At 48.9% G+C, this 15,828-nt stretch carries 10 protein-coding genes; 4 read left to right on the plus strand and 6 right to left on the minus strand.

From position 1 onward, the window contains the following. Positions 1 to 159: 159 nt before the first annotated feature. The gene (locus tag JI735_RS26090) at positions 160 to 2,157 is read left to right on the plus strand and encodes a methyl-accepting chemotaxis protein (RefSeq protein WP_051051975.1); all 1,998 of its coding nucleotides are present in this window, start codon (positions 160 to 162) and stop codon (positions 2,155 to 2,157) included. Positions 2,158 to 2,364: 207 nt separating this feature from the next. Here the strand turns inward: JI735_RS26090 and JI735_RS26095 are convergent, their stop codons facing one another. From JI735_RS26095 to thyA, 3 genes are all read right to left on the minus strand, one after another. Then, positions 2,365 to 3,852 (minus strand): glutamate synthase subunit beta, encoded by a 1,488-nt coding sequence (locus JI735_RS26095; RefSeq protein ID WP_202676583.1) that lies wholly within the window; start codon positions 3,850 to 3,852, stop codon positions 2,365 to 2,367. 235 nt (positions 3,853 to 4,087) lie between these two features. After that, on the minus strand, positions 4,088 to 4,579 hold the full coding sequence (locus tag JI735_RS26100) for a dihydrofolate reductase (RefSeq protein WP_039836748.1): 492 nt from the start codon (positions 4,577 to 4,579) through the stop codon (positions 4,088 to 4,090). A 45-nt stretch (positions 4,580 to 4,624) separates the two neighbouring features. Next, positions 4,625 to 5,419: a thymidylate synthase gene (gene thyA / locus JI735_RS26105; RefSeq protein ID WP_202676584.1), complete on the minus strand. Its 795-nt coding sequence runs from the start codon at positions 5,417 to 5,419 to the stop codon at positions 4,625 to 4,627. Between the two features lie 527 nt (positions 5,420 to 5,946). Here thyA and JI735_RS26110 point away from each other — a divergent pair. Continuing rightward, positions 5,947 to 6,738, plus strand: a complete 792-nt coding sequence (locus tag JI735_RS26110) for an alpha/beta fold hydrolase (protein WP_039836751.1) — start codon at positions 5,947 to 5,949, stop codon at positions 6,736 to 6,738. Here JI735_RS26110 and JI735_RS26115 read toward each other — a convergent pair. Next, a complete protein-coding gene (locus JI735_RS26115; protein ID WP_325175544.1) occupies positions 6,701 to 8,161 on the minus strand; it encodes an alkaline phosphatase family protein in 1,461 nt (486 codons plus the stop codon). The genes JI735_RS26110 and JI735_RS26115 overlap by 38 nt on opposite strands. 308 nt (positions 8,162 to 8,469) lie before the next feature. Between JI735_RS26115 and JI735_RS26120 the strand changes: the two genes are divergently transcribed. Continuing rightward, positions 8,470 to 9,162 carry a class I SAM-dependent methyltransferase gene (locus tag JI735_RS26120; protein ID WP_233476070.1) on the plus strand — a complete coding sequence of 231 codons (693 nt, stop codon included), beginning with the start codon at positions 8,470 to 8,472 and terminating at the stop codon, positions 9,160 to 9,162. 61 nt (positions 9,163 to 9,223) lie between these two features. Here the strand turns inward: JI735_RS26120 and JI735_RS26125 are convergent, their stop codons facing one another. Continuing rightward, complete coding sequence (locus JI735_RS26125; protein WP_039836758.1) at positions 9,224 to 10,780, minus strand: 2-hydroxyglutaryl-CoA dehydratase; 1,557 nt, start codon at positions 10,778 to 10,780, stop codon at positions 9,224 to 9,226. A gap of 14 nt (positions 10,781 to 10,794) precedes the next feature. Beyond that, the gene (locus JI735_RS26130) at positions 10,795 to 14,235 is read right to left on the minus strand and encodes a BadF/BadG/BcrA/BcrD ATPase family protein (protein ID WP_039836752.1); all 3,441 of its coding nucleotides are present in this window, start codon (positions 14,233 to 14,235) and stop codon (positions 10,795 to 10,797) included. Positions 14,236 to 14,381: 146 nt separating this feature from the next. Between JI735_RS26130 and cls the strand changes: the two genes are divergently transcribed. Continuing rightward, the gene (cls, locus tag JI735_RS26135) at positions 14,382 to 15,797 is read left to right on the plus strand and encodes a cardiolipin synthase (RefSeq protein WP_039836753.1); all 1,416 of its coding nucleotides are present in this window, start codon (positions 14,382 to 14,384) and stop codon (positions 15,795 to 15,797) included. Positions 15,798 to 15,828: the final 31 nt, after the last annotated feature.

Genomic DNA, 15,828 nt, shown 5'->3' on the forward strand with positions numbered 1-15,828 from the left:
TTTTACAAAAAGCAATGCACAAATTAAATAATTCTCATCTAGCGCATTAGATATGAAATTATTGTGTCAATCAACCGAATATATCAATAGAGTTTATCAAAGAAAGGCTGCGAAGAGATTGAGCGATCATTTCTCCGTATCCAAAGGGGAGACACTACTATGAACACTATTCAACGACTATTTCAAAAAGCCGCATCCAGATCACTTCAGAAGCGAATGATGCTAATCTTCACTCTGATGCTGGTTATCCCCATCCTCCTCGTGAGCTATTTCTCCTATTCCAGTTCGAAGAAGCAATTGGAACTGAAGATGCAGGAATCTACACATTCCAGCGTAGAGATGCTGCAAGGAACGATCAATGAAACCATCAGCGCCGCCGAACGGAATGTCCGGCAGCTAAGCCAACAGGTTACCACCGCTGACATTGAAGCCAAGAAGCCGGAAACCCGGGCGCTGATTGATTTATTCATGAAAGAGCACCCTGAACTTGAGATTATTACACTAGGAAGCAAGAGCGGTGCCTGGATGAAAGCACCCGATCCCGGTAAGCAGGAGTACGATCCCCGGACACGGGACTGGTACAAGGCAGCCATGGACAACGCAGGAAAGGTTACCTTGATTGATCCTTTTGTCTCAGCGACAACAGGCAATTATAATCTGTACATATCCGAGACACTTAAAGACGGCCAAGGCGCTCTCACCACAAGCCTTGCGCTTGGTCATATGAGCGAACTGATTAACAGCATCAAGATTGGCACCAACGGTTATATTTTCGTAGTGGACCGCAACCAAAAGTTCGTCTCTCATCCGGTTAAAAAAGCGGGAGAGGATGTTCCTGAAGACGTAATTCAATTGCTGGACAAGGATAGCGGAGCGTTGGCCTACACCAGTTCAACTACAGGTCAGCAGATGCGCGGATACTATACTACCGACAAAACTACAGGGTTCAAAATTGTCGGAGTGCTCTCCACAAAGGAGTTTTCGGATGCTTCCCTCCCGGTTCTGTACAATGGTCTGATCGTGTTGGGTGCAGCTCTGGTTATCGCCCTGCTCATGATGTTCTTTATTATTAAGGCTATCACAAAACCTATTTTGAGCTTGAACCGGTCCGCCCGCCGTGTCAGCGAAGGTTATCTGAACGAAGAGATCCGGATTAACCGTACCGACGAGATCGGCCAGCTGGCCCAGAATTATAATCTCATGGTTGGCTCACTCCGCAATATCGTTGTTGATATCTCGGATACCTCCGGCATACTAGCCTCTTCAAGCCAGCAATTGACCGCTACAACCGAAGAAAACTCCAGGGCGACAGGCTATGTTGCCGAGCTGGTGCAGAATTCCTCAATGGAAGCCGAGACCCAGACAGCTGCGATGGCAGAAACTGCCCGGGCGATGGAAGAAATGTCTTCCGGCATTCAAAAAATTGCCGAGGCTGCCGCCTCTATCGTTGATTCGTCCGCAGACACCGACGCCGATGTATCGACAGGCAGCCGGAAAATCGCACAGATGAGTCTTCAAATGGATGCGATCCGCCAATCTACCCATCAATCCTCTGAGCTGATCAGCCAGTTGAACGGACTGAACAGCCAGGTTTCGGAGATGAGCAGCGCCATTTCCAATATTGCCGTCCAGACCAATCTGCTCTCATTGAACGCTGGCATCGAAGCTGCCCGGGCCGGTGAACACGGCCGGGGCTTCGCAGTGGTAGCTTCAGAGGTCCGCAAGCTGGCGGATCAGTCGAAGACAACGGCCGGAAATATCCAGGACACCATTGAGCAGATGACCGAGCTCATTGACCGCACGTATCAAGCCATTCACGTCACCGTGGCTGCCGATGTGGAACTTGGCATTCAGGCCACGACTGAAGCCAAAGAGGCTTTTATCAGCATTGAACAGTCGACCGCAAAAATCAACGGCCAGATCCATGACATCTCAGCCATCACCGAACAAATGTCGGCCGGAGCGCAAGAGGTGGCAGCTTCTGTACAGGAGATCTCCAACATCTCCCGTTCGACCTCCGATGCCTTCCAGAACGTTACGGCAGCGACGGAACAGCAGCTGGCCTCGATGGAGGAAATCTCCGCCTCCTCAACCGAGCTGTCCAAAATGGCTGCTGACCTGCAGCACAAAATCGAGCGTTTCAAGCTTGAAGAGTAGATGTACACCCAAGTAGAACGGCTACACCGTCCTTATTAGGAGCCTATGCTTCCTAAGCAGCGATACAGAGTATCGCTTTCAGGTACCCGTTTCAGCGAGAAATAGAAGGATCATTTATAGCGTGAAGCATATAAATGCTTATATTTAAAAAAGCCGTCTCAACCGCGTATAGCGGTTGAGACGGCTTTTAGTTTGCAGCATCCGGGCTTAGACCAGAACAGTCGAGCCCATCAAATATTTATCCACTTCACGGGCGGCTTCGCGCCCTTCATTGATTGCCCATACCACCAGGCTTTGCCCACGGCGCATATCTCCGGCAGCAAACACTTTATCCACATTGGTATTGAACTTTCCATAGCGGGCTTTCACGTTGCTGCGGCGGTCCGTGTCAAGCTTCAGCTCTTCAATAATATCCTGCTCCGGTCCGTCGAAGCCAATGGCGATCAGCGCAAGCTGAGCCGGATACACAGCCTCAGTTCCAGGAATCGGCTGATAGATCTTCCGTCCGGTCTCATCGACCATACGCTGGATTTGCACGGTGTGAAGCTCCTTCAGATTTCCTTCTTCGTCACCAACGAATTTGGTAGTCATGATAGAGAACTCACGGGGATCATCACCGAAGACAGCCTTGGCTTCCTTCTGCGCATAATCCAGTGTATATACATTCGGGAATTGCGGCCACGGATTCGCGATGGGATCACGCTCCAGCGGAGCCTTTTCATGGGTTCCGAACTGGGTGATGCTGCTGCAGCCGTGACGCAGCGCAGTCGCTACACAGTCAGAGCCGGTATCGCCGCCGCCAAGCACAATTACGTCCTTGCCTGCCGCAGACACATAATTTCCATCTTCCAGCCTGGAATTGAGGTAGCTCTTGATCGTTCCGTTCAGATAATCCATTGCGTACATAACGCCATTCAGTTCACTGCCTTCTACATTGAAACGGCGGGCCTTGGTCGCTCCACCGCATAGAACCACAGCGTCATATTCATCGACGAGCTGCTGCGCGGGAATATCCTTGCCGATTTCGGTGTTTACAACAAACTTCACACCTTCAGCAGCCAGCAGATCCACCCGGCGCTGAACCACACGTTTATCCAGCTTCATCGTTGGAATACCGTAAGTGAGCAATCCGCCAATGCGGTCGCTGCGTTCAAATACCGTTACGGTATGCCCGGCTTTGTTCAGCTGTGCAGCAGCAGCAAGACCGGCAGGGCCGGAGCCGACGATGGCAACCGTTTTGCCCGTCCGTTTCTCCGGCGGATTCGGCACAACCCAACCTTCCTCGAATCCTTTATCGATAATTGCCAGCTCAATGGTCTTGATCGTCACCGGCTGCCCGATCAGACCGACGGTACAGGAGCCTTCACAAGGCGCAGGACAGATGCTGCCGGTGAATTCGGGGAAATTGTTCGTCTTGTGCAGCCGCTCCAGCGCTTCCTTCCACAATCCCCGGTATACCAGATTGTTCCACTCCGGTATAAGATTGTGAACCGGACAACCCGAAGTGCCGCCGCTCATATCAATGCCGGTATGGCAGTAAGGAGTTCCGCAGTCCATACACCGTGCACCCTGTGTCCGAAGCTCGTCCTCGGTTAAATGATGGTGGAACTCTTCCCAGTCTTTTACGCGCTGCTCAGGATCCCGATCACCTGGGAGCTGGCGTTTATACTCCATAAATCCAGTAGGTGTAGACATATTTACGATTCCCCCATCCGATCTCTTCGTGTTGATTGTATAGTACATTGTAGCATATTGCGGCATCCATATGTTTTTCAGCGCAATGAAGTACCTGCACATTCTATATTACTTAAACGTTTAGCATTTCTAATTTTAATAATTATAGTAGCATCCAACACTTTCGCACTGTAATGGACTAATTTGCTGATTATTTGTACTATTTCACATGTTGTGTTAGAGAAAACGCTTTTTTTCAAACCGGACGTTCATAAACATAGAACCGGTAATCATACGGATTCTTTTCATCCCGGATTCCCGGGCTGTTAGAGATTTCTCTCCACTCGCTCCAGTCGACCTCCGGAAACCTCGTATCCCCTTCAAAGTCCTTGGCAATCCGGGTTACCAGCAGTTTGTCGGCATAGGGCAGCATCATTTTGTAAATCTCTGCACCGCCTATAACCATCAGTTCATCATCCCGGCGGCCTTCGGCCACTGCTTCTTCCAGGGAGTGCACAATTTCAGCCCCCCCGGGAGCAAAGCCGCGGTCTCGTGTGAGGACAAGGCTTGTTCGGCCTTTTAACGGCTTGCCGCCCAGTGAATCCCAGGTTTTGCGGCCCATCAGCATTCTCTTTCCCAGCGTCTGCGACTTGAAATAGTCAAAGTCACGTGGCAGATGCCAGGGCATATCATTGTCCTTGCCAATTACCCCGTTGGCTGCCATGGCCCAAATCAGGCTAATGCTCATGCAGCTCCTCCTCTACTCAAGAATCTCTTTTCCCACCGCAAAGGGTTATATCGCAACCGGGGCTTTAATTCCCGGATGATGTTCATAACTGACAAATTCGAAATCCTCGAAGGTATAGTCAAAAATACTCTCCGGCTGTCTGCGGATCACCAGCTTCGGCAACGGATACGGCTCTCTCGCCAACTGGGTGGCCACCTGTTCGAGATGATTTGTATATATATGCACATCTCCCCCGGACCAGATGAATTCTCCCACCTCAAGCCCGGTCTGCTGGGCTACCATATGCGTCAGCAGCGCATAGCTGGCTATGTTGAAGGGCAATCCCAGAAAAGTATCCACGGAACGCATGGTCAGCATGCAGGACAGCTTGCCATCAGCCACGTAGAACTGAAATACAAAATGGCAGGGCGGCAGCTTCATCTGCTCTATTTCACCCACATTCCAGGCGCTGACGATATGGCGGCGGGAATCCGGGTTGTTCTTAATCGAATCAATCACAGCGGCAATCTGGTCAATGTGGCGGCCATCCGCACTCTCCCACGCCCGCCACTGAGAGCCGTAGACAGGTCCAAGCTCGCCATTGGGGTCGGCCCATTCATCCCAGATCGAAACTCCATGCTCTTTCAAATAGGAGATATTGGTATCCCCCTTCAAAAACCAAAGGAGCTCATGTATTACCGATTTCAGATGGATACGCTTGGTGGTTACCAGCGGAAACCCTTCGGCCAGATCGAACCGGAGCTGGCGTCCAAATACAGATAATGTGCCGGTTCCTGTCCGGTCGCTTTTGGAGGCGCCGTGGTCCAAGATATCCTGAAGCAAATCCAAATATTTACGCAATTGTCCAGCACCCCTCTCCACTTTTTTCTTTTATCAGTTTACCATGACCTAACGGTCCTTGTAACTTGTTAACACTTAGAAAATACAAATTCCTTTATATGCCGGTCTCCACTCCCATCTGATTGCATGCACTAATAACTATATTATATCTCAATATTTCCATGAATGAAGCGATTCGTTCATCCGCAAAATAAAGACCGGGCATCATATTTAGAACAAATTCGGCAAGAGGGGTGAAATGGAATGCGGTGGATGAGTTCCTTACTCGGAAGGGTAAATAATCGAAGTACTGTTATGTCTTTACTGGCATTAGGAGTCGGTGTTATTAGCTTTTGCGTTGCAAGACGGCGCAGAGTAAATGGAAATGTCTGGCGTCAGATGGTTCAGCCCGTACGAAGAATATTCTAAGTACAATTTACAGCAGCACACTTAAACAGCCGGGCAGCTGATACACCGGCTGTTTGTATTTAGGCGGAATGCATGTTTATGACGAAGACAAATCGTTAATGTGAAGAAGGTGTTATCCAATGCCCCAAACCTATATCAACGGATACAGCATGTATTATGCAGATTGTGGACAAGGAACACCGATTATATTCATCCATCCTCCGGTATTGACATGTTTGAATTTTCTATACCAAATGAAGCCATTGTCGGCGGATTTCCGAACGGTTTCTTTTGATATCCGCGGTCACGGCAACAGCGAACCTTCCAGGGAAGAGATTACTTATCCGTTAGTTGTAGAGGATATCCGGCAGTTAATGGATCAGTTGAAGATCGAAAAAGCATTTTTGTGCGGTTACTCCACCGGCGGCTCGGTTGTGCTCGATTTTCTGTTAACCTGTCCCGAGCGGGCACTGGGCGGAATTGTAATTAGCGGGATGTCGGAAGTAAGCGACAAAAAGTTAAGAAACAGAATAGCAAGAGGACTCTTCTTGTCCCGTATCGGCGCGGTCGGTGCCATTGCCCTTTCCATTTCGTGGAATCAAGCAAAAACTAAGCTGTCATTATTGCGCTCATTATTTAACGATGCTAAAAGAGCAAACGCTAAAAACGCTGCGCAGTATTATCATTACAGTTTGCATTATAACTGTACTGCCCGATTGGGCAAAATTCATCACCCTGTCTTGTTGGTTTATGGTGAAAGGGACACACTATTCCATCCATACGCCCAGCTGCTGCAAAAGCGATTGCCAAGAAGCGAGCTTGTTTTTATAAAAGAAACCAAGCACCAGATTCCTACGAAAGCAGCGGGTCAAGTGAACGGGTTAATCAGCCAGTTTATTCACCGTTATGAGTCTTCTGTGTCAAAAGGCTAAGCAAATAAGCCTTTAAGTCGACCATTCGTAAATATTCGGGTTTTTGATCCGTTCCGCCGATAATTAAAGGAACAAGGGATTCCATTTTTCGGATGGAACCATGCCCTCCTCCGCCTTTATGCGTCGGTGAAGCTTTGTCTGCCAATTCATATCCCGGTTTTGCGGTAACCACCAAAAATTCGCCTTTGTGCGAATGGAGCGCACCTGATAGTCGCTTCAACACATCGGGATACTCATTGTAATCCAGTGAATGAGCTGCAGCATTCACCTTTATATCCAGCACCTCACTGTTCTGTCCGACAGTCCATGACTGCCTGTACTCATCGGTCAGGGTGCCCCCTGCTTTGAATTTGAGCAGTTTGGCTGTTGATCCCTGCATTACATTGACCCATTCTTTTTCTTTCCAGGCAATGAAATCGATGCGCGGGTCATCTTTCAATACAGCTGCAACATCACTAAGGGAACGGTCTGCTTTTAATGAATACACATAGGCCATGGTTTCATTGACAGCCAGAATGATTTCTGTCTCCTCTGACACGTCTTCACCCGGACGCAAAACCCGGGCATCTGCGAGCAAAGCCGGCAGGTCGATTACCGGATTTTGTCCAGCGGGCAGAATTGGTGTCATTCCGCTGTCCCCTATGACAATGATAACCGCATCCTTCAACGCCTTTTCCGGTGAACCAAACGTTTTCAACAATGAACCAAGCTGCTGATCCAGCTTTTTGACCCCATTTAAATCCGTGGGGCCTTTTTTATGCAGCTTTTGGTCCAAATCGGGTAAATAGACAAATAAAAAATCCGGCAATTTATGGGTTTGTATCAAATGCTTCACGGCATCTATAGCGAAATTATTATTCATCCCCAACCGGTTCGTTAGTCCATCGGGCAAATTTTCCACCCCTTCAAACGGGTTGGACAACGAACCCAGAGATAACAAGTCCGGTCCTTTCACCTGAATTTCTTTCGGCAAAGAAGCCGTGCCTTGAATCCAGCCAGGAATCGACAACTTATGATCCGATGCTCCCCGGTAAATCAGGCCATTTATTGACCCCGACTTCAATCCTTGCCGCGCTAAATCTTCATAGATGGTAGGCACATTCCGGTTCAGATGGCTCCCGTTCAAATGAATCAGCGCATCGGTCAGCACCGGATGAATTCCGTGTCCGAGCACTTCCAGCGGTCCAGTCCCGTAATTGATGATTTTCTTACTCTCCGCAGAATACCAAGTCAGACCCGGTACACGGTGAACATCCGGATACTTTCCGGTGAGCAGCGAACTGTCGATCGTGACGGACATCGTAGGAAAAGAACTGACCAGGTCTTTATAATATTGCCCGTGATCGATCAGGAATTTCAAGGCAGGGAGCTCTTGAGCTTTGATTCCTTTGTCGATTGACTGAGCCATTAAAGTGTCTGCCATTAGTAAAATAACTTTCTTCGTATTTACATCAGCAGCGGATTTTATCCGCATTAAGTCTTGTTCTTTAGGTTTCGGGTTTTGGCATCCAATAACTATGGTCAATATAAAGACCGACAGCAAAATCCGGCTCATTTTTTTCTTCATAACAGTTCACCTACTTAATGTTTATTATGTCATGAAAATCCTGGTGTTATTCTGACCATGTTAGGAAGATTGATTCCTTGTATTATTCTGGGACATTCTAAGTAAACTATATTCAAAATCAATGAAATGGCGGTGAGTTCAACCTTATGTATTTGTCCCCGGGCTTGTATCACAGGTTTGTACGCCCACAATGGTTCACCAATAAATATATTCACGAGCGTATCAAAAGCCGTTTCTCATTAGAAAATAAAGCCGTTCTGGATTTTGGCTGCGGAACCGGAGCAAACTGTTCCATATGCGATGCAGATCATTATTACGGTATTGATCCGGATGCCAAAAGAGTACAATTTGCCAAACAGTTGCATCCGAACCATACTTTTATGGTTTTTGACGAAAAGCATATCCCGATACCCGATCAAACTGTGGATTTTATTTTCATCATCGCGGTGCTGCACCATATTTCGAACGAACAAATTACCGGGTATCTGAATGAATTCAGCCGAGTAATGAAGCCTGAAGGAACAATGATTGTCATCGAGCCATATTTATGTCCGCAGCACAAACTCAACAACTGGTTCATGAAGCAGTATGATAACGGTGAGTTTATCCGCAGTGAGGATGAATATCTGCAGCTGTTCAAACGTCAGCAATATAAATATCAAGTGATTACAAAGTTCAGGAAAGGCCTTCTCTACAACGAAATCTTTTTTACAGCCGCGCTCAAACATAAGCCTATTCAAAAAGAGGCAGAATCGTTTGCTTCAATCCCGGCAGATCTGTCCGTTCACGTTGCTGAACACCCCGCGGCGAGTCAAATGCTTGGTGAAGAAGCTCTAAGCTCAAGCACTATAAACTGATTCCTGATGAAGAAAGGGACTGTCCGTAAGTCATCCATGACTTAAGGCAGTCCCTTTTGATTTATCCAAAAGTTCGCTTGCTATATACCCAATTTGCCGCCGAGCAGGCAACCACATGACGGCTTGTATGCAGCGGACGGGCAGATGTTAAACCCTTCTTTTTCTGAAGCTGTTCGAACGTCAGGCTTTTTTTCCTTACGGCTTCGTCAAATTCCTTCTGCGCTGTCTGCTTCGCTTTAAAAAGCATCATCTGCACCCGGCTGTAGACGTTGATAGCACCATCGCCTGTTGTTTCGATCGGCAGAAAGATGGCATCGGGATATCTTTCGGTGATCAGAGACTGCACCCCGTCAGAAACGCCGGAAGACGGCATGCATCCGAAAGGCTTGACTGAAATCGTCATGTTCGCCTTCTGCTTGGCTACATTCAGGATCAGCTTTCCCACCTCCATATGCCCTTCTCCGCCGCGCAGATGATTATTATAGTGTTCATGGGCAACCTCGGCGATCTCTTCCATATCGGGCAGACCGTAATGATACAGGCCGATGATTTGGGCATAGGTCTGGAACATCACACGAAGGACACGGTCAGCCAGCCCTAACATATGCAGATGCAGGAAGGGGTGCTTTCCTTTTAGTCCATTTTTCCCGGCATCGGCTTCACGCAGATGAATTCTCTTTAAGGTATCAAAGCGGCCTGACCAGATGAGGAACAAGATCCAAGCCGTCAACGGCTGCACCTCCACCTCGGCTCCCTCGCTTTCTAAAAAGCGCTGCAGCTGGTAGTTCCCGTCTCCCTCGGTGGTCATCGCCCAAAACTCGCCAATAATGCTTACCTTCGGTTTGACTCTGCTGCGGTCCACCCGTACGGTCTGCAGTTCCCTGCGGCTCCTAATCAACGCCGGCTCCAGCCGCTTACGCTCGCTTAACGCATCATATATATACTGTTTGCACCGTTCCAGAGCTGCGTCTGTTGAACCCGGCTCGACCTCATAAGGACGGATACGGTAAGCCAGCGCATTGATAATATCCCCCAATAAAACAGCCTTCAGGAGGCTGATAAAAAACGGAATATTGAGCTTCAGTGCCGATCCGCTGCCGTGCACCTGTTTTAGCCCATCCGTCTGTTGGAAATGCAGCACCCGGAATCCCTCAAATCCCGCATCGCGCAAGGCCTTCCGGTACTCCGTGACATAGGTGCCGAAGCGGCAGGGGCCGCAGGAACCGCTGGTAACGAGGAGGTAGCTGCCGATAATCTCTTCCTTCGATTTGCCTTCCACATCATGAAGGTAATGCAGATATTTAATTAAATTGCCTACCGTGAAGTAGTTCGGGTTGCATTGCCCGCGGTTGCCGAACTCTTTGCCGTAGCGCAGCGACTCATTGTCCGGACATTCCAAATGCTTCACCCGATAGCCTAATCCTTTTAGCGCCGCCTCCACCAAATCATCGTGAACCATCGTCAGCCCTCCGAAAAGAAGGGTCGTGGCGGATTTATCTTTGGCCATAAATGGATGCGGAACGGGATCAAACCACTGGCTTCTGTTTTCAAGACCCAAGCCTAACGCTTCTTCTTGTTCTTTCTGAAAGTTCGATAGCTTTTCTTCGGGAGCAGACATCATTGATTACTCCTTCATCCGTTTTGTACTCTGAATAACTCCAGGCGCTGCTGCAGCTCTGCTTTTTTGCGGGCCAAATCCTGCAGACGCTCTTCATGAAGCCCCAGACTGTGAGCATACGTCTTCACCCGGATTTTGATCGAACCGCTCGGTTTGTTGGCATCGATATCATGCAAAGCCGAGTACGGAGTCCCCGCAGCAGAAATTATCGAGTCGATCAGCCCGTAAGTGGGGGCATCATGCCCGCATTTGAAGCTGGACAAGTCCAGCACAGCCACATGGGGATGGCGCGCAGCGAACTTGGCCGCCCACACTTTTTGCACGCTGTTGGAACTGAAATTTTCCGGCCATACATCGCTGACTTCAAGCGCTTGTTTCACCCGCCCGCTGTTCAGATCATCGCTGAAAAAGCGGTTCTGCCACGTCTCGTCTTTGGGAATGGAGCGCATGGACAAAATGGGATAGCCGAGTACCTGAAATTCTTCAAGCACACTGTGATTCAGGCCCGGATCGGAGTGGTAGGGACGCCCGATCATCAGAATGGCAAGGCGGTTATCCCGCTCAACCTGCTCCAGAATGATGCGGCCCTTCTCTTGCATTTCTGTATCGAACAACTCCATCGCGTTCCAGCCCTGCATTGCGGCAAAGTCGCTTTCATCCCGGGTGATTTGCAAGTGTTCTCCAAAGGCTTCATACAACTGACTCTTTAACAAGTTCGGCTCGGTGAACGTAACCGCCGGATCCAGATAGACCATTCCTCTCGCCCTGAAGAAATCCACTTCTTTGGTAAAGGCAGCCTTGATCACATTCGGGGCCCCGGCGGCTATTGGACAGCTGGCCGAATCCATTACATTTTGTACATACGTCGGGATGTGGGTGATACACGGGAAGAAGATATAATCCAGCGATTGCTGCTCATGGTGCTTAAACAGCAGATTGTGAACATGGGCTTGGGCCACTTTCGAAGGGTAGCATGGATCGATCGAGCCGTATTTACCGCCTTCCTGCCACATTTCCCCGCTCGTTTGATCGCTAAACACAATATTGCGGCCATCAATGCCCAATGTCTCGAAATAGGACCGCCAGAAAGGTGCAGTAGACCAAATGTTTAGTACCCGCGGAATCCCGATACGGATCCGGCTGCGCCGCTTCATTGCCCCGGTGGAAGAACGCGCAAACGGACGTTGATCCGGTCTTGTACGCCTTCCGCCGAACTGAGGCCAACCCCGTTTCAGCCGGACACCATCCATCGGCAAGCCCGGTTCCGGAAGAGGCTCCGCATCGTAAAAATGCTGAAACATGCGGCGGGCCTCGTATTCCACAAGGTTGGGAAACTGTTTTTTCAGTTCCTGCCGCTCTCTTGTGATTTTGATGACCGCTTCCTTGTCTTCCACCGTCCCCTTTTCACAGGAGAAACCGGAAATGTACCGCGCCGTTTGCCCATCCGGTGTCTTGGAGTCAATAAAGGTGCGGCTGCAGTGGTTGGGACAAAATTGACAGCGGGTCGATTCGTCATTGCGGCTTTCATAACGCAGATCGATGACGGTATTCAGTCCCAAGAAGGTGGAGTACCCCCGGCGCTTCACCACGCGCAAGGTTTCCATGGCCGCGCCAATGGCCCCCGCTTCTCCCGGATGCGGATGGACGTATATTTCGGCACCCGGAACCCGCTGTTTGATATAATCAACCTGGGCCTTGACTGCAGCCAAATTGTATTGGGTTCCGCCCTGCAGGACGAACTTGCGGCCAAGTTCAGCCATACGCGGAATCTGGACCACATACTGCCATATATTTTTCGGCAGAACCAGAGCGAGTCCGGCGAGCATTTCCTCTTTGGAAAACCCCTCCTTCTGAAAATTCACCCGGTCCGCGTCCAGGAATACTGCACAGCCATAGGAAAATTTAGGGCTCAATGCTGCGCCAAAGGCCGTATCCGCATACTCCTGAACCGGAATACCGAACTGATCCGCCATCGCCTGCAGCAGCATCCCGTTCCCGGCGGAGCATTGATTAGACAGCTTGAAATTGCGGATATCCCTGTTTTTCAGAAAAAGCACCTTAATGTCCTGCCCGCCGATGTCACAGATCACATCGATGTCGCCGAATTGGTGAACGGCGCTTGTCATATGGGCAACGGTCTCCACTATATTGACGTCAGCCCTTAATGTCTTTTCCAGAACATCCGCAGCATAACCCGTGGCGCCAAAGCCGATAATCTCCAAATCGGCTTCCTGCCCCTCTACCTTATCCCGGATCCGCTTTAACATTTCTTTTGTATCCTCAAGCGGATTCCCTTTGGAGAGCTGATATTCTTTCAGCAGAATTTCTCCCTGATCATCAATCAGAACAGCTTTGGATGAAGTGGAGCCACCGTCAAGACCGATCACCGCTTTCACCTTCTGCCCTGGGGTGAAGGCTGCCATTGTAAATCCGGGGATGTTGTATTGCCGCTGAAATTGTTCGAGTTCGTTGCCGCTGTTCACCAGCGGCGGACCGGCTTTCCCGCTGAGTCTGGCTTGCCGCCCGTGGGCAATAAATTCCTTAAGCCCTTTTACTCCCAGATAGGCACCGGTATCCATGGGCTCGTACATCCCGTACAGGACCGCCCCGTAGGCTGCATAATACTGTGAATGCTCCGGAACATAAATCAGCTCCTGGACGGGGATGTCTTTCGGATAATCGTATCCCCGTTCCTGCCAGGTCTGAGGGATCCGCTTACGCCAGCATTCCTGCAGGAAGGTTAAGTAGGTATTCGGCCCGCCCAGCAGCAAAACATGGTGCCTCAGGGTATTGCCCCTGGTGAGAACGGAAAGATTCTGCATCACGATGGCATCCGCCAGCGAACACATAATCTCTGGTGAAGGAATGCCGCTTTTGACGAGATTGACAATATCCGTTTCGGCAAATACCCCGCATTTTGCGGCCACATGGTGCAATTTTGAATCGTCAAAGTGCAGCTTTCCCATGCTCCCCATAGGCATCCCCACCTTGATCAGACATTTGTCGATCATGGCACCGGTGCCGGATGCACATTTATCATTCATAGAGGTATAAGCTTGCTTACGGCCTGTTTCCTCATTTTTTTTAAAAATAATGATCTTCGCATCTTGTCCGCCAAGTTCAATCACGCTGCCGGCGTCAGGATGAAGCTGCTCTACAGCCATGGTAACCGCATTGACCTCCTGTACGAATTTCGCTCCGATATGGGGAGCAATAGGCCCGCTGCCGGAACCCGTCGCAAACACGCGAATGTTCTCCTGCTCTATATCCGGAAATTCACTCCCAATGTCCATTAACATTTCCAGAACCTTTTCCGCCTGTTTTGTATGATGGCGCTGATAATCCGACCACAGGATTTGCTTGCTTTCAGGATCTACCACTGTGGCCTTGACGGTCGTTGAGCCTACATCAATGCCAATAATTAGAGAATCCCGACCTTGAATCATGTGACTCATATCATTACTCCTTATCCAATTCACATCCTGCTTAGTTTATACAATAAATGCTTTTTTTATAATACTTGGATGGTTTGGATTATAGAGGGCAAAAATAGTTTGAACGGTCCGATACATCAAACACTTTTGAAAGGGAGATCTCACCATTGCCTTGGATCATTCTGGCTTTCTTAGTATTGATCATCCAAATCATGGCTATTATCATTACCGAATACCGCCGCCCGGACAAAGCAGTAGCTTGGGTAATGATCTTATTTATGATCCCGTTGGTCGGCTTCCTGCCGTATTATTTTATTGCCAAAAGATATACCCGCCACCGTATCCTTAGCCAGAATGAGTATAACCAGCGGGAATCGTTCAAAGCAGAGCTCATTTATCGATGCAACCAGCGGATACCGGCTAACGGGCTGGCGGAAACGGTTTCAAAAAATAAAAAACTTCAACATATAGTCCAAAATAAACTGAATCTCCCCATCACCGCTTGCAATGAGACAACAGTATACGCTGAATCCGAACACGCCTTTAAAGCGATGCTGGAGTCGATTGCTGCGGCCAAACATCATATTCATCTGGAGTTCTACATTATCCGTGATGATGAGCTTGGTATTCAATTTAAGCAGCTGCTGATTCAAAAAGCACAGGAAGGGGTTTACGTTCGGCTTTTATATGACGGGATTGGCAGCAGACGTTTGGGAAAGGCTTTTATTAAACAGCTGCGGGAGGCTGGCGTGGAAATCGGTTGTTTTTCCCCTCCGCTGGTCACTTTTTTTCAAAGGCAGCTCAACTACCGGAATCATCGTAAAATCGTCGTCGTCGACGGGAAAATCGGTTTTTTGGGCGGTTTAAATATCGGAGATGAATACTTGGGGAAGGACCCTTCCTTTGGTTATTGGCGGGACACTCATTTCAGTATGAAAGGCGATGCCGTTCTGTGGATCCAATATACCTTTTTGACCGATTGGTATGTGGTTAAGGGTCAATTGCTCACCGATTCCAGTTATGTTCCCGTACAGGAAAGCCACGGAAGAGACATTGTACAAATCGTGAAGAGTGGTCCCGATGAAACAATCCTGGAGCTTATTTTCACACTGATCATTTCGGCGAAGCAGCGAATTTATATAGAAACGCCATATTTCATTCCTGATCCCGGTGTCCTGTTGGCCATAAAAACAGCCGTCATGGGTGGTGTTGATGTTCGCATCATCATTCCCGGCACCCCTGATAAAAAACTTGTTTATAACTGTTCTTTATCCTATGTTCAGGAACTGCTCCAGGCCGGGGTGCGCTTTTATTGCTATCAGCAAGGATTTCTCCATGCCAAAGTATTGATTTCAGATGACCTCGCCTGCTCCGGCAGCACAAATATGGATCTGCGCAGCTTTTGCGACCAATTCGAGTTGAACGCAGTCTTTTTCGACAGGAAGATCGTGAACCGTTTGACGGATGATTTTTTTACAGATCTTAGTGTAAGCAATGAGATTGTACAATCTGAATTTGAAAAGCGGCCACCCCAGCAAAAAATGAAGGAAGTTTTCGCCCGGCTGCTTTCGCCTTTTTTTTAGAAGAAATAAGATCCGTCCTGCGCCAATAGGG

This window comes from Paenibacillus sonchi (genome assembly GCF_016772475.1).
Lineage (GTDB): Bacteria > Bacillota > Bacilli > Paenibacillales > Paenibacillaceae > Paenibacillus_AQ > Paenibacillus_AQ sonchi.

Bases quoted from the DNA above. Each gene is read 5' to 3' on its own strand.
- JI735_RS26090 (WP_051051975.1), top strand. From the start codon at position 160: ATGAACACTATTCAACGACTATTTCAAAAAGCCGCATCCAGATCACTT.
- JI735_RS26095 (WP_202676583.1), bottom strand. From the start codon at position 3,852: ATGTCTACACCTACTGGATTTATGGAGTATAAACGCCAGCTCCCAGGT.
- JI735_RS26100 (WP_039836748.1), bottom strand. From the start codon at position 4,579: ATGAGCATTAGCCTGATTTGGGCCATGGCAGCCAACGGGGTAATTGGC.
- JI735_RS26110 (WP_039836751.1), top strand. From the start codon at position 5,947: ATGCCCCAAACCTATATCAACGGATACAGCATGTATTATGCAGATTGT.
- JI735_RS26115 (WP_325175544.1), bottom strand. From the start codon at position 8,161: ATGGCAGACACTTTAATGGCTCAGTCAATCGACAAAGGAATCAAAGCT.
- JI735_RS26125 (WP_039836758.1), bottom strand. From the start codon at position 10,780: ATGTCTGCTCCCGAAGAAAAGCTATCGAACTTTCAGAAAGAACAAGAA.
- JI735_RS26130 (WP_039836752.1), bottom strand. From the start codon at position 14,235: ATGAGTCACATGATTCAAGGTCGGGATTCTCTAATTATTGGCATTGAT.